Annotated in this window: 23 protein-coding genes; 9 read left to right on the top strand and 14 right to left on the bottom strand. The window is 67.3% G+C overall.

The window, feature by feature from the left end; all coding sequences use genetic code 11:
* Positions 1-7 precede the first annotated feature (7 nt).
* From MKI84_RS13860 to MKI84_RS13845, 4 genes are all read right to left on the bottom strand, one after another.
* Positions 8-790, bottom strand: coding sequence for a short-chain dehydrogenase/reductase (locus MKI84_RS13860; protein WP_241620387.1), 783 nt, complete (start codon positions 788-790; stop codon positions 8-10).
* Between the two features lie 9 nt (positions 791-799).
* Positions 800-2,302: a tripartite tricarboxylate transporter permease gene (locus tag MKI84_RS13855; protein ID WP_241620385.1), complete on the bottom strand. Its 1,503-nt coding sequence runs from the start codon at positions 2,300-2,302 to the stop codon at positions 800-802.
* Positions 2,302-2,727 carry a tripartite tricarboxylate transporter TctB family protein gene (locus MKI84_RS13850; protein WP_241620383.1) on the bottom strand — a complete coding sequence of 142 codons (426 nt, stop codon included), beginning with the start codon at positions 2,725-2,727 and terminating at the stop codon, positions 2,302-2,304. Before MKI84_RS13850 ends, MKI84_RS13855 begins: the two co-directional genes overlap by 1 nt.
* Before the next feature lie 89 nt (positions 2,728-2,816).
* A complete protein-coding gene (locus tag MKI84_RS13845) occupies positions 2,817-3,785 on the bottom strand; it encodes a Bug family tripartite tricarboxylate transporter substrate binding protein (RefSeq protein WP_241620381.1) in 969 nt (322 codons plus the stop codon).
* Positions 3,786-3,972: 187 nt separating this feature from the next.
* Between MKI84_RS13845 and MKI84_RS13840 the strand changes: the two genes are divergently transcribed.
* The 4 genes from MKI84_RS13840 to MKI84_RS13825 all read left to right on the top strand — a co-directional run bounded on the left by MKI84_RS13840 (position 3,973) and on the right by MKI84_RS13825 (position 6,987).
* Positions 3,973-4,779, top strand: coding sequence for an IclR family transcriptional regulator (locus tag MKI84_RS13840; protein WP_241620380.1), 807 nt, complete (start codon positions 3,973-3,975; stop codon positions 4,777-4,779).
* Positions 4,780-4,879: 100 nt separating this feature from the next.
* Positions 4,880-6,262 carry an MmgE/PrpD family protein gene (locus MKI84_RS13835; protein WP_241620378.1) on the top strand — a complete coding sequence of 461 codons (1,383 nt, stop codon included), beginning with the start codon at positions 4,880-4,882 and terminating at the stop codon, positions 6,260-6,262.
* A 132-nt stretch (positions 6,263-6,394) separates the two neighbouring features.
* Entirely contained in the window at positions 6,395-6,673 is a 279-nt protein-coding gene (locus tag MKI84_RS13830) for a YggT family protein (RefSeq protein WP_241620376.1), read from the top strand.
* A gap of 5 nt (positions 6,674-6,678) precedes the next feature.
* Positions 6,679-6,987, top strand: coding sequence for a DUF167 family protein (locus MKI84_RS13825; RefSeq protein WP_241620374.1), 309 nt, complete (start codon positions 6,679-6,681; stop codon positions 6,985-6,987).
* A gap of 9 nt (positions 6,988-6,996) precedes the next feature.
* Here MKI84_RS13825 and MKI84_RS13820 read toward each other — a convergent pair whose 3' ends face one another.
* The 3 genes from MKI84_RS13820 to MKI84_RS13810 form a co-directional block, all read right to left on the bottom strand.
* The gene (locus MKI84_RS13820) at positions 6,997-7,506 is read right to left on the bottom strand and encodes a GNAT family N-acetyltransferase (RefSeq protein ID WP_241620372.1); all 510 of its coding nucleotides are present in this window, start codon (positions 7,504-7,506) and stop codon (positions 6,997-6,999) included.
* A 114-nt stretch (positions 7,507-7,620) separates the two neighbouring features.
* A complete protein-coding gene (gene typA, locus MKI84_RS13815; RefSeq protein ID WP_241620370.1) occupies positions 7,621-9,447 on the bottom strand; it encodes a translational GTPase TypA in 1,827 nt (608 codons plus the stop codon).
* A gap of 127 nt (positions 9,448-9,574) precedes the next feature.
* A complete protein-coding gene (locus MKI84_RS13810; protein ID WP_241620368.1) occupies positions 9,575-9,844 on the bottom strand; it encodes a hypothetical protein in 270 nt (89 codons plus the stop codon).
* A 255-nt stretch (positions 9,845-10,099) separates the two neighbouring features.
* Here MKI84_RS13810 and MKI84_RS13805 point away from each other — a divergent pair, with 255 nt between their 5' ends.
* On the top strand, positions 10,100-10,345 hold the full coding sequence (locus MKI84_RS13805) for a hypothetical protein (RefSeq protein WP_241620365.1): 246 nt from the start codon (positions 10,100-10,102) through the stop codon (positions 10,343-10,345).
* A gap of 6 nt (positions 10,346-10,351) precedes the next feature.
* On the opposite strand, the gene MKI84_RS13800 is transcribed toward MKI84_RS13805, so the two are convergent.
* Positions 10,352-11,512 (bottom strand): site-2 protease family protein, encoded by a 1,161-nt coding sequence (locus tag MKI84_RS13800; RefSeq protein WP_241620363.1) that lies wholly within the window; start codon positions 11,510-11,512, stop codon positions 10,352-10,354.
* Positions 11,513-11,667: 155 nt separating this feature from the next.
* On the opposite strand from MKI84_RS13800, the gene MKI84_RS13795 reads away from it, so the two are divergent.
* The gene (locus MKI84_RS13795) at positions 11,668-12,171 is read left to right on the top strand and encodes a pyridoxamine 5'-phosphate oxidase family protein (protein ID WP_241620361.1); all 504 of its coding nucleotides are present in this window, start codon (positions 11,668-11,670) and stop codon (positions 12,169-12,171) included.
* Between the two features lie 12 nt (positions 12,172-12,183).
* On the opposite strand, the gene MKI84_RS13790 is transcribed toward MKI84_RS13795, so the two are convergent.
* Complete coding sequence (locus tag MKI84_RS13790) at positions 12,184-13,086, bottom strand: AraC family transcriptional regulator (protein ID WP_241620359.1); 903 nt, start codon at positions 13,084-13,086, stop codon at positions 12,184-12,186.
* A 134-nt stretch (positions 13,087-13,220) separates the two neighbouring features.
* On the opposite strand from MKI84_RS13790, the gene MKI84_RS13785 reads away from it, so the two are divergent.
* Positions 13,221-13,976 carry an SDR family oxidoreductase gene (locus MKI84_RS13785; RefSeq protein ID WP_241620356.1) on the top strand — a complete coding sequence of 252 codons (756 nt, stop codon included), beginning with the start codon at positions 13,221-13,223 and terminating at the stop codon, positions 13,974-13,976.
* A gap of 91 nt (positions 13,977-14,067) precedes the next feature.
* On the opposite strand, the gene MKI84_RS13780 is transcribed toward MKI84_RS13785, so the two are convergent.
* From MKI84_RS13780 to MKI84_RS13760, 5 genes are all read right to left on the bottom strand, one after another.
* The gene (locus MKI84_RS13780; protein ID WP_241620353.1) at positions 14,068-15,297 is read right to left on the bottom strand and encodes an argininosuccinate synthase; all 1,230 of its coding nucleotides are present in this window, start codon (positions 15,295-15,297) and stop codon (positions 14,068-14,070) included.
* A 129-nt stretch (positions 15,298-15,426) separates the two neighbouring features.
* Positions 15,427-15,927, bottom strand: coding sequence for a hypothetical protein (locus MKI84_RS13775; protein WP_241620352.1), 501 nt, complete (start codon positions 15,925-15,927; stop codon positions 15,427-15,429).
* A gap of 9 nt (positions 15,928-15,936) precedes the next feature.
* The gene (locus tag MKI84_RS13770) at positions 15,937-16,314 is read right to left on the bottom strand and encodes a VOC family protein (protein ID WP_241620350.1); all 378 of its coding nucleotides are present in this window, start codon (positions 16,312-16,314) and stop codon (positions 15,937-15,939) included.
* A gap of 18 nt (positions 16,315-16,332) precedes the next feature.
* Positions 16,333-17,571 carry a dual-specificity RNA methyltransferase RlmN gene (gene rlmN / locus MKI84_RS13765; protein WP_241620348.1) on the bottom strand — a complete coding sequence of 413 codons (1,239 nt, stop codon included), beginning with the start codon at positions 17,569-17,571 and terminating at the stop codon, positions 16,333-16,335.
* 192 nt (positions 17,572-17,763) lie between these two features.
* Positions 17,764-18,480, bottom strand: a complete 717-nt coding sequence (locus MKI84_RS13760; RefSeq protein ID WP_241620346.1) for a GyrI-like domain-containing protein — start codon at positions 18,478-18,480, stop codon at positions 17,764-17,766.
* Positions 18,481-18,688: 208 nt separating this feature from the next.
* On the opposite strand from MKI84_RS13760, the gene dapF reads away from it, so the two are divergent.
* Positions 18,689-19,576 carry a diaminopimelate epimerase gene (gene dapF / locus MKI84_RS13755; protein WP_241620344.1) on the top strand — a complete coding sequence of 296 codons (888 nt, stop codon included), beginning with the start codon at positions 18,689-18,691 and terminating at the stop codon, positions 19,574-19,576.
* A gap of 5 nt (positions 19,577-19,581) precedes the next feature.
* Entirely contained in the window at positions 19,582-20,859 is a 1,278-nt protein-coding gene (mtaB, locus tag MKI84_RS13750; protein ID WP_241620342.1) for a tRNA (N(6)-L-threonylcarbamoyladenosine(37)-C(2))-methylthiotransferase MtaB, read from the top strand.
* Position 20,860 lies beyond the last annotated feature (1 nt).

Genomic DNA, 20,860 nt, shown 5'->3' with positions numbered 1-20,860 from the left:
TCGGGCCTCATTCCGTGGGCGGCCGATAGGTCAGGCCACCATCGAGGGTGAGCGTGGTGCCGGTGACGTAGGCGGCGCGCGGCGAGGCGAGGAAGCAGGCGGCATCGGCCACTTCCTCGGGCAGCGCCGGACGGCCGAACGGGTAGCTGCGCGTCAGCTCGCGCCAGCGCGTGGCGTCGCCCAGCTTCTCGGCCGCGCTCTTTTCCAGCCGGGTGCGCAGCCGGTCGGTCAGCACCGGGCCGGGATTGATGCCCACCACGCGGATATTGTCGGCCGGGCTGACCGAGCCGAGCGCGCGGGTGAAGGCGATCAGCGAGGCATTGCCGGTGCTGCCGACCAGAAAATGGCCATTCACGCGCTCGCCGGCATAGCCGATGATGTTGACGATGACGCCGCCGCCGCGCGCCTTCATCGCGGCATAGATCACGCGCGACATGCGGATCGTGCCGTGCACCTTGAGCGCCCAGCCCTCCTGCCACATCGCATCCGGTACATCGAGCAGATGGCCATGGGCGGCGGCGCCGGCATTGTTGACCAGTATGTCGATATCGCCGGCACTCTCGCCGACGGCTTCGACATCCTCCAGCCGCGACAGGTCGACCACGCGGGTCTCGACACGCACGCCGTGGCGCGCGTGGATCTCGGTCCGCGCCGCCTCCAGCGCCTCGGCGGAGCGCGCGGCGAGTACGAGATCGCAGCCCTCGCGCGCCAGCGCGTCGGCGATGGCGCGACCGATGCCGCGCGAAGCGCCGGTAATGAGGGCGCGGCGGCCCTTAAGGTTCAGTTCCATGACCCGCCCCTAGCCTGCCACCGCCGCGCGGCGGGCCCGGAAGTCCAGCGCGAGAGCGACCACGATGAGAAGAACCGACAGGCTGAGCAGCACCGCGCTGATCGGGCTTTCGATGAACACGGCCGGGCTGCCGTCCGAGAGCTGCAGTGCCCGGCGCAGATTTTCCTCGATGAGCGGGCCGAGGATGAAAGCGAGCAGCAGTGGAGTCGGGTCGTATTCCAGCTTGATCAGCAGATAGCCGAGCACGCCGAAAGCCATCATCAGCAGGACGTCGAACACCGAGTTGTGCACGCTGAACGCGCCGATGCAGCAGAACACCAGGATCATCGGCGCCAGCACCCGGTACGGCACCGCCAGCAGCTTCACCCAAAGCCCGATCAGCGGCAGGTTGATGATCAGCAGCATCACATTGCCGACCCACATGCTGACCACGATGCCCCAGAACAGCTCGGGCTGGCTGGTGATGACATGCGGGCCGGGCGTGATGCCCTGGATCAGCAGCGCCCCGCCCATCAGCGCCATCACCGCATTGGATGGGATGCCGAGGCTCAGCAGCGGAATGAACGACGCCTGCGCGCCGGCATTATTGGCCGCCTCCGGCCCGGCGACGCCCGCGACCGCGCCGCGACCGAACTGCTCGGGATGCTTGGAGACCTTCTTCTCCACCGCATAGGAGCAGAACGAGGACAGCACGCCGCCCCCGCCCGGCAGCATGCCGAGGAACATGCCGATGCCGGTGCCGCGCAGCATGGAGGGCAGGGCCTCGCGCATCACCTTGCGGCTCGGCAGCAGCCGCTCGATCTTGCGGGTGATGATCCGGCCTTCCGTGCCATGGGCATAGTTGGCGATGATCTCCGACACGCCGAACAGGCCCATCGACATCGACACGAAGCTGATGCCGTCGGAGAGTTCCGGCAGGCCGAAGGTCATGCGCGGCTCGGCGGTGATGAGGTCAGTGCCGACCATGCTGAGGAGGAAGCCTGCCATCAGCATGATCAACGCTTTCAGCATCGAGCAGCGCGACAGCACGATCACCGCGAGCAGGCCAAGCACCATCAGCGCGAAATAGTCCGGCGCGCCGAGCCATTGCGTGGCGACGGTAAGCGCCGGGCCGAAGAAGGCGATAGCGAAGGTTGTGACGCAGCCGGCGATGAACGAGCCGATCGCCGCCAGTGCCAGCGCTTCCCCTGCCCGCCCCGCCCGCGCCAGCGCGTAGCCATCGAGACAGGTGATGACCGAGGACGCCTCGCCCGGCAGGTTGACCAGGATCGCGGTGGTCGAGCCGCCGTAATGGGCGCCGTAATAGATGCCCGCCAGCATGATCATGGCCGAGGTCGGCGGCAGGCCGAAAGTGATCGGCAGCAGCATGGCGATGGTCGCCACCGAGCCGATGCCGGGCAGAACGCCGATCAGCGTGCCGAGCAGCGCGCCGACGAAGCACAGCAGCAGGTTCTCGGGCGAGAAGGCCGCCGAGATGCCGATCGAGAAATTGGTGATCAGGAGATCGAACATCACATCGCCATCGGTAGCTGGAGGAAATAGACGAAGAGGAAGCCGACCAGCGCCGCCATGCCGATGGCGACCAGGGCAACTTCCTTCCAGCGGAAATCGCGGATCGAGAGCGCGCACAGCACGACGACCGCCACGGTCGCCGCGAGCGCGCCGACGTGATCGAGCAACACGGCGAAGGCGACGCCGGCGAGGATCACCATGACCGGCGCGCGCACGCCCATCGGCTCCAGCCGGGGCGCGCCGGCCGCCAGGCCCGACACCATCAGTATGGTCGAGAGCAGCGCCAGACCGCCGGCGGCGAGGAAGGGAAAGAACCCGGGGCCCATCATTTCGGGCGTCCCGAATTCAAGTCCGCGTCCGTCGAAGAACAAGGCGCCGGCCACGAGCAGCATCATGAGACCGGCGAGGAAATCCCGCGAGAACATAGGCAAGCGTCCCGAACGTCGTGTGAAGGAGGAGACCGGGGCGGCACCCGCGCGGGCGCCGGCCGTCAGTCCCCGCTCAAGCTGGCCACTCAGTCCTGGCTGGCGCGCAGCACCGTCGACCAGCGGGCAATGTCCTTGTCGAGATAGCTGGTCAGGTATTTCGGGCCGAGTTCGGGAGGCGCGATCAGCCCGAGCTGGACGAAGCGCTTCTTGACCTCCTCGTCGGCAAGCGCCGCAGCGATGCCGGTGTTGATCCGGGCGATGATCTCGGGCGGCGTGCCCTTGGGGGCGTAGAGCGCGGTCCAGCTCGACGCCTCATAGCCCTTGAGGCCGAGCTCATCGAAAGTCGGTACGTTCGGCACCAGGGCCGAGCGCTCGCCGGTGCTGACCGCGATCGGGCGGACCTCGCCCGAATCGATATGCGGGGAGAACATCGTCACCGTGCCGAGCATGATCGAGATGCGCCCGGTCAGCAGGTCGTTCAGTGCCTGCGGGGTCGTACGGTAGGGAATGTGCTTGAACTGCACGCCGGCCATGCTCTTCACCAATTCGGCAGCGAGATGGGCACCGCTGCCGCGGCCGTTCGAGCCGAAGGTGAGCTGGTTGGGATGCTCCTTGGCATAAGCGACCAGCGACGCGAAATCGGTGATCGGCAGGGCCTTCGCGACGGTGAGGATCAGCGGCACGCCGGCGAGCAGCGATACGCTCTCCAGGTCCTTCTGAACGTCGATGCCCGACTTCGGATACAACTCGCCAACCACGCTGTGCACCGAGCCGTTGACCAGTAGCGTATAGCCATCGGGCGTGGCTTTCGCGACCTGCGAGATGGCGATCGTGCTGCCGCCGCCGGGCTGGTTCTCCACCACGACCGGCTGGCCGAGCGTGCGGGACATGTGCTCACCAAGGATGCGAGCGATGAGATCGTTGATGCCGCCAGCGCCGGAGCCGACGATCATGGTGATCGGGCGGGTGGGATAATCCGCGGCTGTGACGGGGGCGGCAAAGGCTGCGACAAGTGCGGCCACGGCGCCGAGCCGGGCCAATGATTTCAGCTTCATGACTGGCGCTCCTCCCAGAGCATTACGTAAGGGCCTGCTGGCCTCTTTGCCTTCATTCCGTTTATCGGAATATGTTATTATTTTATGGCTCTGAATTCCGGCCGAGCAAGCGTCGACATCCTTCTGCGGCAGCGAACTGCGATTATTATGAGAGCGGATTTCGTTTACCGGGATATGTGGTTCATTTATGCCCAAAGCTGCAAACCCCGACGTCGCCACGCCGGGATATAAGCCCGACGCCAAGCTTTCGGCGCTCGGCAAGGGGCTGGCCATCACCCGCGTGGTGGCACGCTCCAATGGCCCGGTGCACGCCAACACGCTTGCCGCCGAGCTGGGGCTGAGCATTCCCACCACCCATCGCGTGCTCACAGAGCTGGAAGTGCTGGGCTGGGTCAGCCGTCCGCCCGGCGGGCGGGGCGTGGTCGCCGGCCCGGAAATGCTGATGACCATGGCGTTGGTTGCCAGCCGGGACGGGTTCTCCGCGGGCCTGCGCGCCTCGATGCGGGAACTGATGGAGGCGACCGGCGAAACGGTCTGCCTCAACATGATCGACCGGCGCAGCGCCAGCCTCGTGGTGGTCGCGGTGGAGGAGCCGCGACGCCCGCTGAGCTACCGGCTACTCCCGGGCGAGACCTCACCGCTCCACGCCGGCGCCAGCGGTAAAGCCGCGCTGGCCGCGCTGGATGACGCCGAGGCGCGGCAGATCCTTGCCGATCACGCCCTGAACCCCATCACCGACGCCACTGTGGTCGACCCTGACCGGCTCCACGCGCAACTCACCGCCATACGCCGGGAGGGCTTCGCCTTGTCCTATGGCGAGCGTCTCGCCGGCGCCGTTGGGCTTGCCGTGCCACTGCGCACGCGCGCCGGCTTTGGATTCGGTTCGCTTCTGCTCACCATTCCCCAATTCCGCTTCCTGCCCGACACCGCACCCCATCTCGCACAGACCGTCATCTCCCACGCCCGCAGGATCGAGGATTTTCTCGTGTCCTGACCGCACGCCCCCCCCCCCGCACCGGGCACTGCCTTGCCACAACGGACGATCAAACCATCGCCACCGTGCCCGGCGCCGACAGACACCCCGAGGAAACGCCATGAGCAACGACACCAAACGCGCGATCGTCAGCCCCGTTACCTACGAATTGAGCCGCTACATGGCTGAGGCCGCATCGCGGCCGCTCCCGCCGGACGTGAGCGAGCGCGCCATACTGCACACGCTCGACACCCTCGCCTCGATGATCTCCGGCGGCGAGCTTCCCGCCGGCGAGCGCGGCTTTGCCTATCTCGACGCCGTGCCCGGCACACCCCTATGCTCCGTAGCCGGCTATGCGACCAAGGTCGGGCCACTGGAGGCGGCGCTGACCAATGGCATGCTGGCCCATGCCGACGAGACCGACGATTCCCATGCGCCTTCGCTGTCGCATCCCGGCTGCGCCGTGGTGCCGGCGGCTCTGGCGATCGGGGAATGGAAGGGAGCCAGTGGCGCAGCCTTGCTGCGTGCGGTGGCGCTCGGCTACGATGTCGGCTCGCGGGTGACCATGACGCTCGGCATACGCCGCTTCTTCGCGCAGGAACACAAGAGCACGCACAGCGTCGCCGGCCTGTTCGGTGCGACGGCGGCAGCGGCGAGCCTTGCCGGCTTCGACGACCGCAAGATGCGCTGGGCGCTGGACTATGCCGCGCAGCAATCCTCCGGCATTGCGGCCTGGCAGCGCGACCCCGACCACATCGTGAAGGCCTTCGTGTTCGGCGGCATGCCCGCGCGCAATGGCGCAGCCGCCGCGCTGATGGTCGATGCTGGCTTCACCGCCGTGGAGGACCCCTTCGCCGGCGCCGACAATTATTTCCTCGCCTATGGACCCGACTGCGACCCGGCCGGGCTGGTCGACGGGCTCGGCACGCATTTCGCGATCGCCCATTCCAACATCAAGAAATGGACCGTCGGCTCCCCGATCCAGGCCCCGCTGGACGCCGCCGAAGATTTGCTACGCGACCATGCCTTCACCGCCGCCGACGTCACGCGCCTCGTCGTCGAGATCGGCGACCGCGAGGCCAAGGTGGTCGATAATCGAGGCATGCCCGGTGTGTGCGTCCAGCACATGCTGGCGATCATGCTGATCGACCGCACGGCCACGTTCGCCTCGATCCATGACGAAGAGCGCATGAAGGACCCTGAGGTGCTGGCGCTGCGTTCGAAAGTCGAGCTTATCGCGAGCGAGGAACTGGGCCGGGCGCTGCCGCGTCGCGAGGCCAAGCTGACCATCGAGCTGGCGGACGGCCGTCGGCTTTTCAAACACATTACCGCGGTGCGCGGCACCTCCGACAATCCTATGCCGCGCGCTGAAGTCGTCGCTAAGGCGCAAGATTTGATCGCGCCGCTTTTCGGCGACGAGAAGACGCGGCGGCTGGTCGATATGGTGCTCAAGCTGCCGGAGCTCAGTGCGATTTCCGAACTCGGCGCACTGCTGCGCCGCTGAGGGATCGCGGCGGCCGGCCCGGTTTCGGCCGGGCGCGGCCCGGCGGCGCGAAACAGGGTTGCCGCAACGCAGCGGCGCCATTAAGCATCCTTCAAGGCCGGCATCGTGCCGGGGTTTCCGTCGAGGCTCCCGATGTATTCCATTCTCTGGTTGTTCGACACGCTGATCACGCTCTATGTCTGGGTTCTCATCGCCTCGGCCATCCTGTCGTGGCTGGTGGCGTTCAATGTCGTCAATCCCAGCAACCAGTTCGTGCGCAATCTCGGCGAGTTCCTGTGGCGCGTCACCGAGCCCGTGCTGGCGCCGATTCGCCGTATCCTGCCCAATCTCGGCGGCATCGACGTCTCGCCGGTGATCCTGATCATCGGGCTGTATTTCATCCGCAACCTCGTCTTTGAAATCCTGGCCTGAGCCGGGTGCCGGCTTGGACTCGCGCGCCGGACGGCCTCGTGCTGACCGTGCGGGCCACGCCGCGCGGCGGGCGCGACGCCATTGACGGGCTGGTCGAGCTTGCCGATGGATGCCAGGCCCTCAAGGCGCGGGTGAGCGTGGCGGCGGAGGACGGCAAGGCCAATGCCGCGCTGGCAGGGTTGATCGCCAAGGCGGCGGGCGTCGCGCCGTCGAGCGTCGAGTTGCTGAGCAGGGTCACGGCGCGGCTCAAGACGTTCCGGGTCAAGGGAGATCCGGCCGCGCTGGCGACACGGTTCGCGGCTCTGGGCGGCTGAGGTTACGCCTCAGGCGCTCCAGCCGAAAGCCAGTTTCTCCAGCGTGCTGCCGCCGAAGGTTTCCGAAGAGCGGGCGACGCCCATGCCGCCGAGCGCGCGATAGAAGCCGAGCGCCTGCTCGTTCGCCGCGAGCGCCCACACCGCCACGCCCTCGAAGCCGGCATTGGTCAGTTCCTTGCGGGAATCGGCGAACAGCCGTCGACCGAAGCCGAGACCCTGATATTCCGGGCGCAGATAAAGTTCGTAGATCTCGCCCTCATAGGGCAGCCCCCTGGCGCGGTTGCGACCGAGATTGGCGTAGCCGGCCACGGAATCCCCGAAGGTCAGCACCAGAACCCGCGAGCCGCGCTTGAGCGCCGTCTCCCACCAGCCCGGACCGCGCCGCTGGATCATCTTCTCAAGCTCGGCGCCGGGAATAAGGCCACGATACGCCGCACGCCATGCCGTATCATGGATATCGGCGACGTCGACTGCGTCTGCCGGGCGAGCCCGGCGCGTCTCGATAAGAAGCGTGCTCATGCCCCTGATGGGAGCAAAACCGCACGACGGGATCAAGAGGAATCCTCGATCACGTTTCGCAAGCGCAGCGCAGGCGTGGCCGCAATGCCACGCCGACGCCGTTCGGCCGGGGGATCAGACGCCCTCGGCTTCCTTGCGGCGCTCCTCGCGCTTGCGCTCGTTGGGGTCGAGGAAGCGCTTGCGGATGCGAATCGACTTCGGCGTCACCTCGACCAGTTCGTCGTCCTGAATCCAGGCCAGCGAACGCTCCAGCGTCATGCGGATAGGCGGGGTGAGGCGAACCGCCTCATCCTTGGAGGTGGTGCGGATATTGGTGAGCTTCTTGCCCTTGAGCACGTTCACCTCGAGATCGTTCTCGCGGTTGTGCTCGCCAACGATCATGCCCTGATAGACCTTCCAGCCCGGCTCGATCATCATCGGGCCGCGATCTTCGAGGTTCCACAGCGCATAGGCCACCGCCTCGCCGGCCTCGTTCGAGATCAGCACGCCGTTGCGGCGGCCGGGAATCTCGCCACGATGCGGCTGATAGGCGTGGAACAGCCGGTTCATGATCGCGGTGCCGCGCGTATCGGTCATCAACTCGCCCTGATAGCCGATCAGGCCGCGGGTGGGGGCGTAGAACACCAGGCGCTGGCGGGTGCCGCCGGAGGGCTTCATCTCCACCATCTCGGCGCGGCGCTCGCTCATCTTCTGAACGACGACGCCGGAATATTCCTCGTCAACGTCGATCAGCACTTCCTCGATCGGCTCGAGGATTTCGCCGCTCTCGCTCTTGGAGAACACGACGCGCGGGCGGGAGACGGCGATCTCGAAGCCTTCGCGGCGCATGGTCTCGATCAGCACCGCGAGCTGGAGTTCGCCGCGGCCGGAGACGAAGAACGAATCCTTGTCGGCGGATTCCTCGATCTTCAGCGCCACATTGCCCTCGGCCTCGCGCAGCAGACGATCGCGAATCACGCGGCTGGTGACCTTGTCGCCCTCGGTGCCGGCGAGCGGGGAATCGTTGACGATGAAGGTCATGGTGACCGTCGGCGGGTCGATCGGCTGCGCCTTCAGCGGCGTGTCCACCGAAAGGTCGCAGAACGTGTCGGCCACGGTGCCCTTGGACAGGCCGGCAATGGCGATGATGTCGCCCTGCACGCCCTCTTCGATCGGCTGACGCTCGATGCCGCGGAAGGCGAGGATCTTGGAGACGCGGCCCTGTTCGACCAGCGAGCCGTCCTGCGCCAGCACCTTGATCGACTGGTTCGGCTTGATCGAGCCGGAGGTGATGCGTCCGGTAATCATGCGGCCGAGGAACGGGTTGGCTTCCAGCAGCGTGCCGATCATGCGGAACGGGCCGTCATCGACGGTGGGCTCGGGCACATGCTTGAGCACGAGATCGAACAGCGGCGCCATGCCCTCGTCCTGCGAACCGTCGGCCGAGGTATTCATCCAGCCATTGCGGCCGGACCCGTAGAGGATGGGAAAGTCGAGCTGATCGTCGGTGGCGTCCAGCGCGGCGAACAGGTCGAACACCTCGTTGATGACTTCCTGCGAGCGGGCGTCCGAGCGGTCGACCTTGTTGATGGCAACGATCGGCTTGAGGCCGACCTTCAGCGCCTTGCCCACCACGAATTTGGTCTGCGGCATCGGGCCCTCAGCGGCGTCGACCAGCACGATGGCACCGTCCACCATGTTGAGGATGCGCTCCACCTCGCCGCCGAAATCGGCATGGCCGGGGGTGTCGACGATGTTGATCCGGGTATCCCTCCAGACCACCGAGGTGGCCTTGGCGAGGATGGTGATGCCGCGCTCCTTTTCGAGATCGTTCGAATCCATCACGCGCTCGGCGACACGCTGGTTCTCACGATAGGAGCCGGACTGCTTCAGCAGCTCGTCCACCAGCGTGGTCTTGCCGTGGTCGACGTGGGCGATGATGGCGATATTGCGAAGCTTCATAAGGATCAACACCAAAAAGCGGGCCCGAAAGGCCTCGGACCCGCACCAGAATTTTGCGGCGCACTATACTCAGAAAGCCTTCAAAGGCAACGCCGACACCGCGCAAAAGCCATTTCGCCGTGCGCTTTCAGCTTTCCCGGCGCAATTCCCAGAGCCGGCGGATCTGCGCCGCCCTCAGGATTTCGCCGTCGGGCGTCCGCAACCACGCAACCTCGCGCCCCGCCGGAGCCTGCGTCATGGCGAAGGCGACCGCATCTTCCACGCTCTCGAATTCGAGGCTGTCCGGCCAGTTGTCGGGGGCGTGGACATCGTGGGAGGGCGGCCAGTATTGCAGTCGGGCCGGCGAATGCGGGGTGGCGCCTCTTGTGGCAGCAGGCACGGTAGTGTGTTCCATCATGGCGTTGCTCCTTGCACGAGGGCGCGCCGATCACTCGCGCGCCGGCATGGCCCATGCGCACCCGCCCTCACGGGCGTAGCCCACGCATGGCGAATGGGAAAAATGCGCAGCACACCCTCAGGTTCCACGCGGCGGGCCGGCATCGGCCGATTTTTCGCGAAGGCCCGGCATAATCGCACCGGCGGGGTGAACCGTACCGCGCTTTGATGGTTGTATGAGAGTTGAGCAGACACTGCTTCGGGAAAGGATTTCGGGATGAACGGGCGCGAGACGTCGCCGGCCCCCACGCCGAGCGAAAAAGAGATCGACGAGACCCTTGAGGAAAGCTTTCCGGCGAGCGATCCGCCGGCTTTTACCGGCGTGACCGGGGCGGAGCCTCCGCCCCGCGATCCGAAAACCCAGCCGGACTACACCGAAGAGGAAGTGGACGAGGCGCTGGACGAAACCTTCCCCGCCAGCGACCCGCCCTCCTTCAGCGGCATCACCGGCGACGAGAAGTAGCGGCGCTCAGCGTGGACCGGTCGGCCCGCTGCGAGGGCCGACGGCAGGTTCCGACCGCTTCGCCCATGGCCCGAACCGCGCCTCGGGCTGGGCGGCGCGCAGCATCATCATCTCACCGACATTCTCCGGGGAGAGCAGCCCGACCAGCCGGCCCTCGCCATCGAGCGCGCCGAGAACGGGAGCGCGGGTTTCGCTGAGCTTCTTCAGCGCCGCATCCAGTGGCGCGCGCAGCGGCAGGGTCGGCACATCGCCCTGCATCGCTTCCAGCACGGACGCGCCCGGCCCGCTGGCCTGCAGCGCGCGAATCATGGCGTCGCGGGTCAGCACCCCGCGCAGATGACCGGCGCCGTCGACAACGGGGAATTCCTTCTGGGTGGTGCGGATCAGCGCCTCGGCGGCGTCCCCGACAGTGGATTGCGGGCCAAGGCTTTCGAAATGGGTGATCATGGCATCCTGCACCAGCACGCCCTGCGCCGCCTGCTTCATCTGCACGCTGCCTGCCTCGCCGGAGGCCGCGAGATAGACGAACACCGCGATGATGATCAGCATCGGGTTGCCGAGAATGCCGAGCAGGCCAAGGCCAATGGCGAAGGCCTGACCAATCGAGGCCGCGCGCTGGGTCGCCTGGGCGTGCGGCATGTTCATCGCCAGCACCGCGCGCAGCACCCGCCCGCCATCCATCGGGAAGGCCGGCAACAGATTGAACACCACGAGGAAGAGGTTGGCCGCCGCCAGCTTGGCGAGGAGGCTCGCCTGCGGGTTCTCGATCTCCTCGATATGCTCCATTCCCAGATGCGCGCCCTGGGCGTAAAGCACCAGCAGCAGCACGGCGGCGATCACCACATTTACCGCCGGACCGGCCAACGCCACCACGAGTTCCTCCGAAGGCTTCTCGGGGATGCGCTCCAGCCGCGCGATGCCGCCGAACGGCCACAGGGTGACTTCCGGTGTTTTCACGCCGTAACGGCGGGCGGCGAAGATGTGGCCGAACTCGTGCAGCAGCACGCAGGCGAAGAGCAGCGCCACAAACGCCACCCCCTCCCAGGCCGCGCCGACCCCGCCCTGCTGGTAATAGGCGAACCAGATCCAGATCAGGAACAGCAGGAAGGTGACGTGGATGCGGACCGCGGTGCCGTAGACGTAACCGACGGTGAGCGACCAGGGCATGGGAATCTCCTTCGCGGCCAGGCGTCCCACCTTAGCGCAGCCTTGGCCCGACGACACGGGCCGCGGCACCCCGGTTTGCCGGTTGGCACGGAACTCCCCGGCCCTCCCGCGGGTTGCCCTGCCGAGCGGAACATCATCGTCAGGAGGCGAGCGACATGAACGAGAACGAGCGCACTACCGCAGAGGCCATCGACCGCGCCTGGGAGATGATGGAGGACATCCGCATCTGCATGCTGGTCACCCGCGCGGGCGAAACCCTACGCGGCCGCCCGATGGACGCCCACGCGTCGCGCGAGGAAGGCTGCATCTGGTTCCTGTCGGACCGGCGCGGCCATAAGGACGAAGAACTGAACCACGATCCCCAGGCGGCGCTAACCTTCGCCAAGCCGGGCGACAACACCTACCTCTCGGTCTCCGGTCAGGCCGAGGTCTCCAACGACCGCGCGAAGATCGACGAACTGTGGAGCGACATGAACAAGGCGTTCTGGCCGAAGGGCAAGACCGACCCGAATATCTGCGTCGTGCGCTTCCTTCCGGAGCGGGCGGAATATTGGGACGGTCCGTCGACCTCGATCGGCGTCCTGTTCAAGATGATGGCCGCGCGGCTTTCGGGCTCGCCGACCGACCTCGGCGAGAACCGCCAAGTGCCGCTGGACTGACGCGCCGCCGTGTCAGGCAGAGAGGGCCGGGCGCGCCTCGGCGGCCCGCTCTCGCGCCGCCCGGACGTCGCGGGCCGGCGGGACACCGAACAGCCGGCCATATTCACGCGTGAACTGCGGGACGCTTTCATAGCCGACGGCGAAGGCGGCCGCGCTGGCGGATGCCCCTTCGACCATCTGGCGCCGGGCCTCGATCAGGCGGAGCTGCTTCTGGAACTGGAGTGGCGACAGCGAGGTGACGGCCCGGAAATGCTGGTGGAAGGTCGAGACGCTCATCCCGACCTCAGCAGCCAGTCGGCTTACCCGCAGGGGGTGGACGAACTCCGCCCGCAGGAGTGCGACCGCACGGGCGATGCGCCCGGCATGGCTATCCGACCAGCCTAGACGTCGGATCGCCGCGCCGTGGCGGCCGGCGAGCAGCCAATAGTGCATTTCGCGCAACAACTGGGTTTGAAGCACCGGCAGCGCGGCGGGACGATCGAGCAACCGCAGGAGGCGCAGCGCCGCGGCTGCCACGTCCTCGTCGGTCGGTTCGACCCGGACCGGCGCGCCATCTCGGACCGCGACCGGTCCCATCTCCGCGGCCAGTTCGGCGATGACTGCAAGATCCAGTTCCAGCACCAGCGACAGATAGGGGCGGGCGTGACTGGCCTGGGTGATCTGGCTGACGATCGGCACATCGGCGGTGATGAGTAGCGAATCCCCGGCCCCGAAGTCGAAATCGCGGGTTCCCATCGTGACCCGCTTGGTACCCTGGACAACAAGGCAAGCCAGCGGACGTGCGATGGCGTGCACGCTGCCCGTCGGCGCGGGCACACGAAAGAACATGATGCCCGGGATCGGCGTGGTCGCGATCCCGTCCGCATCGGCATGCATCCGGCCGTGCCGGTCCATTATCTCAAGCAGGCTGCTCATTCAGCCATCATAGCTCCGCCGATGCCGCTGAAAAGCCGCTTCGGAGAATCAGGCAAGAAATCGCGGACTTCCGGCAAGTCGGCGCTCGCGCCGCGCGGCATATCTCGGTCATCCCAACTGACAGGAGACTGGACATGTCCACGATCACCCTCATCACCGGTGGCAGCCGCGGCCTTGGCCGCAACACCGCGCTCAGCGTCGCCCGCAAGGGTGGCGATGTGGTTCTCACCTATCGCAGCCGCGCCGAGGAGGCGCAGGCCGTGGTGACCGAAATCGAAGCGCTCGGCCGCAGGGCCGTGGCGCTCCCGCTCGATACCGGCACGCTCGCCGAGTTCCCAGCGTTTACCCGCGAGCTGAGCGCCGCGCTGTCTCGGATATGGGACCGGGAGAGTTTTGACCACCTCGTCAACAATGCCGGCCATGGCGACCACGCGCTGATCGCCGAGACCACGGAGGCGCAGTTCGACCGACTGGTCGACGTGCATTTCAAGGGCGTGTTCTTCCTCATCCAGGCTCTGCTGCCCTTGCTCGCCGACGGCGGGCGCATCGTGAACCTGTCCTCCGGGCTCACGCGCGTTTCCTATCCCGGCTTTGCCGCCTATGCGGCCGCGAAGGGCGCGGTGGAGGTGCTCAGCCTCTATCTGGCGAAGGAACTCGGCGCGCGCGGCATCGCCGTCAACACGGTGGCGCCGGGCGCGATCGCGACGGATTTTCTCGGCGGGGCGGTGCGCGACACGCCGGACCTCAACAAGGTCTTCGCGCAGATGACCGCGCTCGGCCGCGTCGGCGAGCCCGACGACATCGGGCCGATGATCGCCAGCCTGCTGTCGGCGGATCATCGCTGGGTCAACGCGCAGCGCATCGAAGTCTCGGGCGGCCAGGCCATCTGACGCCCGATCGATCTGGCACCCGGCTCGCAAACGACGAAGGGCCGGAGTGGTTCCCCGCCCGGCCCTCGTCGGTCGATCTCGGCCGGCGCGTTCAGCCGCCGATCTTGCGGGCCCGGCTGCCGAGCGTGCGCAGGCGCAGCGCGTTCAGCTTGATGAAGCCGGCGGCGTCGCGGTGGTCGTAGGCCACCGCGCCTTCCTCGAAGGTCACGAGGTCCTGATTGTAGAGCGAGTAGGGGCTCTCGCGGCCGACGACCGCGACATTGCCCTTGTAGAGCTTCAGCCGCACCGTGCCGGTCACCATTTCCTGGCTCTTGTCGATCAGCGCCTGCAGCATCTCGCGCTCGGGCGAGAACCAGAAGCCGTTATAGATCAGCTCCGCATAGCGGGGCATGATGTCGTCCTTGAGATGCGCCGCGCCGCGGTCGAGCGTGATGCTCTCGATGCCGCGATGCGCCTGAATCAGGATGGTGCCGCCGGGCGTTTCGTAGACGCCGCGCGACTTCATGCCGACGAAGCGGTTCTCGACGAGGTCGAGCCGGCCGATGCCGTTCTCCTTGCCGAGCGCGTTGAGGCGGGTCAGCAGGCTGGCCGGGGACAGCACCTCGCCGTCGATCGACACCGCGTCGCCCTGCTCGAAACCGATGGTGATGTAGGTCGCCTTATCCGGGGCGTCCTCGGGCGCGATGGTGCGCATATAGACCATCTCGGGCGCCTCAACGGACGGATCTTCCAGCACCTTGCCCTCGGAGGAGGAGTGCAGCAGGTTGGCGTCGACCGAGAACGGCGCCTCGCCGCGCTTGTCCTTGGCGATCGGAATCTGGTGGCTCTCGGCGAAGGCGATGAGCTGCTCGCGCGAGCGCAGATCCCATTCGCGCCACGGCGCGATGATCTTGATCTCCGGCTCCAGCGCGTAATAGCTCAGCTCGAAACGCACCTGGTCGTTGCCCTTGCCGGTGGCGCCGTGCGAGACGGCATCGGCGCCGACCTTGCGGGCGATCTCGATCTGCTTCTTGGCGATCAGCGGGCGGGCGATCGAGGTGCCGAGCAGGTACAGCCCTTCATAGAGCGCATTGGCGCGGAACATCGGGAACACGTAGTCGCGGACGAACTCCTCGCGCACGTCCTCGATGAAGATGTGCTCGGGCTTGATACCCAGCATCTCGGCCTTCTTGCGCGCCGGCTCCAGTTCCTCGCCCTGGCCGAGATCGGCGGTGAAGGTCACCACCTCGCAGCCATAGGTGGTCTGCAGCCATTTGAGGATCACCGAAGTGTCGAGACCGCCCGAATAGGCGAGAACCACGCGCTTGACGTCGCTACCCATCTTAAGAATTCCGCACGAGAAGGGGCCAAATGCCCGGAAGGCGCGCGGACTATAGGCATGGAGCGCGCGCGTGCAAGCCGTGTCTGCGCGGAGCTTACCTGCGGATCAGCAGTCTGGCGGTCTGCGCGCTCATGGAGCGGGAGGCGGCACTGCGCCGGCGGGCATGGCCGGCGCGACCGCCACCCGCCCCACCGGCTTCCAGAACCCCGCGCTCCAGCCGGCGACCAGCCAATAAGCCATGCCGCCGGCAAGGCCGGAGCCGATGACATAGAGATTGCCGTCGAACGGCACCGGCGTGTCGCCGTAAGGCGCGAAGATTTCCGCCCCGAGCCAGGCCGAGATTGCGCCGTTCGCGACGTAGTACATCCAGGAGCGTATGGCGAAGACTTCCGCGAACAATATGCCGATCAGCGCGACCGCCCACATGGTGACCGCCACGGCGGCCAGCACGAAGGTCCCGGTCGCCAGCATCTCGAACAGGTCCGTCGCCTGCACATCCACCGCGCCGGCGAGCACGTCGCCGATCCGCCAATAGCCGAAGATGATCACCGCCATGGTGGCGCAGATGCCGGCCATGATGCCGAGCGGCACCACGACGAGGCGCAGCAGCAGGCGGAGCAGGTTTTCCATCGATCTGGCCTATTGGGGAGCGTGGCAGACGGCTTCGATATTATGCCCGTCGGGATCGAGTACGAAGGCGGCGTAATAGCTGGGATGGTAATGCAGGCGCAGTCCCGGCGGGCCGTTGTCCCGCCCGCCCGCCTCGATCGCCGCCGCGTAAAACGCATCGACGCTCGCCCGGTCCGGCGCCGCGAAGCACACATGCAACCCCTCGCCGCGCAGCGGGCCGCCGGAATTGATCCAGAAAAACGGCTTGCGCCCGGTGCCGAAGCCGGCGCGGCTACGGCCCTCGCTCAGCTCCATCACGATGGTGATGCCGAGCGGCGCCAGCGCCCGCGCGTAGAAATCCCGCGAGCAGGCGAAATCCGCGACCGGGAAGCCGATATGATCGAGCATGTCCGCCAAGCGCCGCCGCTACTCGGCCGCCGCCGCCATGGCGCGCAGGGCAAGACGCTCGCGGGCCGTGAGCTTCTCGGTCTCGCTCTTGAGCTGGCCGCAAGCGGCGAGGATATCGCGCCCGCGCGGCGTGCGCACCGGGCTGGAATAGCCGGCACGAAACACGATGTCCGAGAAGGTCTCGATGGTCTCCCAGTCCGAGCACTCGTATTTCGTGCCGGGCCACGGATTGAACGGGATCAGGTTGATCTTGGCCGGGATGCCGGCGAGCAGCTTCACCAGCGCCTTGGCGTCGGCCGGGCTGTCGTTCACGCCCTTGAGCATGACGTATTCGAAGGTGATGCGCTTGGCGTTGGAGGCGGCCGGATAGGTGCGGCAGGCCTCCAGCAGGTCCTTCAGCGGGTACTTCTTGTTGATCGGCACCAGCACGTCGCGCAATTCGTCGCGTACGGCGTGCAGCGAGATAGCGAGCATCGGGCCGACGTCGCGGCCGAGTTTTTCGATCTCCGGCACCACGCCGGAGGTGGAAACGGTGATGCGGCGCTTGCCAATGCCGAGGCCCTCGCCATCGGCCAGGATGTCGATCGCCAGCGCGACCGAGTCATAGGCGTAGAGCGGCTCGCCCATGCCCATGAACACGATGTTGGTGACGAGGCGGTCGCCTTCGGTCGGCAGGCCGGGGCCGACGGCCCGGTCGCGGCCGGGATAGTCGCCGAGCCGGTCGCGGGCGACCATCACCTGCGCCACGATCTCGGCGGCGGTCAGGTTGCGCACCAGCCGCTGCGTACCGGTGTGGCAGAACGAGCAGTTCAGCGTGCAGCCGACCTGCGAGGAGACACACAGCGTGCCGCGGTCGCTCTCGGGAATGTAGACCATCTCGACATCGTGCGGCTTGTCGCCGGCGATGTCGGGCGGCAAGCGCAGCAGCCATTTGCGGGTGCCGTCATTCGACACCTGCTCGACCACGACCTCGGGACGGTCGAGCGTGAAGGCCGCGCTCAACTTCTCGCGCAGGCCCTTGCCGACATTGGTCATCTCGTCGAACGAGGTGGCGCCGCGCAGATAGATCCAGTGCCAGAGCTGGGAGACGCGCATGCGCCGCTCGCGCTCGGGCAGGCCGATATCGGCCAGCGCCTGCGAGAGGCCGGCGCGGTCGAGCCCGGCGAGCGAGCGGCGGGCGTCCTCCACAGCCGGATGCGCTACGGCGCCGAGTGCGCCGTCGGCGGAGGCCGGGACGGTATCGATCAAAGTGGCCATGATGTTCGCTGAATGCCTGTTTGCGCGCCTCATAGCACGAAGCGGGCGCCATGGCGAATGCGCGCGGCTCAGGGGTGCCCTGCGGGCGATGGTCGACTTCGCGCGGCGCCGGGAGCAAGCGGCGGGAGAGCAGGCGACGCGGCCCCGGCGCGGGGGCTTGATGCGTCGTCGCCTAAAGCGCCGCAGCGCCCCTCACTTCAGCGGCACCCAGATGTCGATCACAAGATCGTCCTGCGGGGTGGTGCGCGGGTCGGAGCGGTACTCCTCGACATAGAGGTCCTGCGCTTCGAGGTCCTTGGCGTCGAGCAGATTGGCGATCTGCTCATAGGTCGGGTCCATGGCGTCATAGGGCCCGCGATGGGTGAAGCGCAGCGCCTTGCCGCCGGGCGAGGCGGAGAACTCCATGCCGCCCTGCGGTTTCTCCGTGGTCACGCCCTCGAAGGGCTGCGCCGCCTCGAACTCGAAGCCGACATCGTCGGTCATGGTGTAGACGATGAAGGGCGCGCCGGTGGGCTTGAGCTTGAGCCGCGCGAGCTCCGCATCCACCTCCTTGAGCGTGGCGACGATGCTGGCGAAACCCTCGTCCCACAACGCCTTGCCCTTCTTCTGCAGTACCGGAACCGGTCGCATCTCGGCGGCATCGCCGAAGCCGTCCGGGCGTTTCATCGGATCGCTCTCGGCCGGTACCGGCTGCGTCTCGACCGTTTTGGGGTCGACCACGGGAGGGGCCACCATGTCGCTCCCGCCGTCATCATCGTCGAGTGGCTGATCGGGGCCATCGGGAGCGGTCGGCGCGCCGGGCTGCGCCGGTGCCGGCGCATCGGCGGGCGGGGCTGCGGGCGCCTGGGCGTGGAGGGGCGGTGCCGCGAGCAGGGCACAGAAAACGAGCGCGGACAGGAACTTCAGCATGATCGGAGCACCGGAAAGCGGCGCCGACGCCGGTTGCGGCGCGCGGCGCGGTCGGCTCCTGTCTAGCACCGTCCTTGCGCGCCTGCGATGACACAATGGACACGCATCGGCGGGATCGCGCGAACGTGCACCGCGCCGGCGGCGCAAACGCGCTGGCCATCGCGGCCGGCTTCGCCATATAAGGACGGCAACCCGTCAGGTCCGCACCATGCCCGCGCTGGAAAACCGCCCCTTCGTGAAGATGAACGGCCTCGGCAACGAGATCGTCGTGCTCGACCTGCGCGCCGAACCGCTGGCCGTGCCGCCTGAAGAGGCGCGTGCGTTGGCACGGCGCGACGTGCTGCCCTTTGACCAGATCATGGCGCTCTACCCGCCAAGGACCGAAGGTACCGACGCCTTCGTGCGCATCATCAACTGCGACGGCTCGGAATCGCAGGCCTGCGGCAACGGCACGCGCTGCATCACGCTCTATGAAGCCGGCCGCGTCGGGGGCGAGCACTTCGTGTTCGAGAGCGTCGCCGGGCGGCTCGATTGCGCCATCGGGCCGGACGGCATCACGGTGGATATGGGCGTCCCGCATTTCGGCTGGCACGACATCCCGCTCGCCGGCCCGGTGACCGATACCCGCGCCATCGAGCTTCAGGCCGGGCCGCACGAGGCCCCCGTGCTGCGCGCGCCGGCGGTGGTGAATGTCGGCAACCCGCACGCGATCTTCTGGGTCGAGGATGTCGCGGCCGTCGATCTCGGCCACTACGGGCCGGAACTCGAACATCACCCGATCTTCCCCGAGCGCGCCAACATCTCCGCCGCGCAGGTGGTCTCTGCCGATCACATCCTGCTGCGGGTCTGGGAGCGCGGCGCGGGGCTGACGCGCGCCTGCGGGTCGGCGGCCTGCGCCACGGCGGTCGCGGCCGCGCGGCTCGGCCTCACCGGACGGCGCGTGACCATCACCCTGCCCGGCGGTGATCTCCTGATCGACTGGCGCGAGGGCGACGACCACATTCTGATGACCGGCCCCGCCGAGTTCGAGTTCGAGGGCCGGCTGACCCGCGACATGCTCTCGCTGCCCGCCGGCGCGGCAACCGGCGCGGCATGAGCGGCATGCCGGTTGCGACCCCATCTGTCGACGTGGTGACGTTCGGCTGCCGGCTGAACGCGCTGGATTCCGCCGCCGTGAAGCAGGCCGCCAGCCTTGCCGGGCTGGAGCGCGCGGTGATCGTCAATACCTGCGCCGTCACCGGCGAGGCCGTGCGGCAGGCGCGGCAGGCCATCCGCCGGCTGAAGCGCGAAGACCCGGAGCGCCGCATTCTCGTTACCGGCTGCGCCGCCCAGACCGAGCCGGAAACCTTCGCCGGCATGGAAGAGGTTTCCCGCGTCGTCGGCAATGCCGCCAAGACCGAGATCGACACCTGGGCGCTTGCCCGCGCGGCGCTGGATTTCGGCGTCGGCGCGGAAGAGAAGGTGGCAGTCAGCGACATCATGGGCGTGCGCGAGACCGCGCTGCACATGGTGGATGGCATTGAGGGCCGCACCCGCGCCTTCGTGCAGGTGCAGAATGGCTGCGACCACCGCTGCACCTTCTGCGTCATCCCTTATGGCCGCGGCAATTCCCGCTCGGTGCCGATGGGCGCCGTGGTCGCGGAGGTACGGCGGCTGGTCGAGAGCGGGTATGCCGAGATCGTGCTGACGGGCGTCGACCTCACCTCCTACGGCACCGGCCTGCCCGGTACGCCGCGCCTCGGCACGCTGGTGCGCGCGGTACTGCGTCATGTGCCGGAGCTGAAGCGGCTACGGCTGTCCTCGATCGATTCCATCGAGGCCGATGATGAACTGATCGCCGCGATCGCCGAGGAAGAGCGGCTGATGCCGCATCTGCACCTCTCGCTACAGGCTGGCGACGACCTGATCCTCAAGCGCATGAAGCGCCGCCATTCGCGTGCCGATGCGATTGCCTTCTGCGAGAAGGTGCGGCGCCTGCGCCCGGACATGGTGTTCGGCGCCGACATCATCGCCGGCTTCCCCACTGAGACCGAGGCGCATTTCCGCAATTCGCTGGGCCTCGTCGAGGAATGCGGGCTCTCGCATCTCCACGTCTTCGCGTTTTCGCCGCGCGCGGGCACGCCGGCCGCCCGCATGCCGCCGGTCGACGGCCCCGTGGTGAAGGAGCGCGCGCGGCGGCTGCGCGAAGCCGGGGACGTCGCGTTGCTGCGGCACCTATCCGCCGAGGTCGGGACCCGGCGCGAGGTGCTGGCGGAAATCGGCGGCACCGGCCGCACCCCAGGCTTCACCGGCGTGCGCCTCGCCCGCCCGGCCGAGCCCGGCACCCTGTTTCCCGTGCGCATTGCCGGCCATGACGGCACGCGCCTGATCGCTGCGTGAA

This window comes from Ancylobacter gelatini, from assembly GCF_022601675.1.
GTDB lineage: Bacteria > Pseudomonadota > Alphaproteobacteria > Rhizobiales > Xanthobacteraceae > Ancylobacter > Ancylobacter gelatini.
The sequence above is the reverse complement of the archived record's forward strand: the minus strand, read 5'-3'. Positions and strand labels throughout refer to the sequence as shown.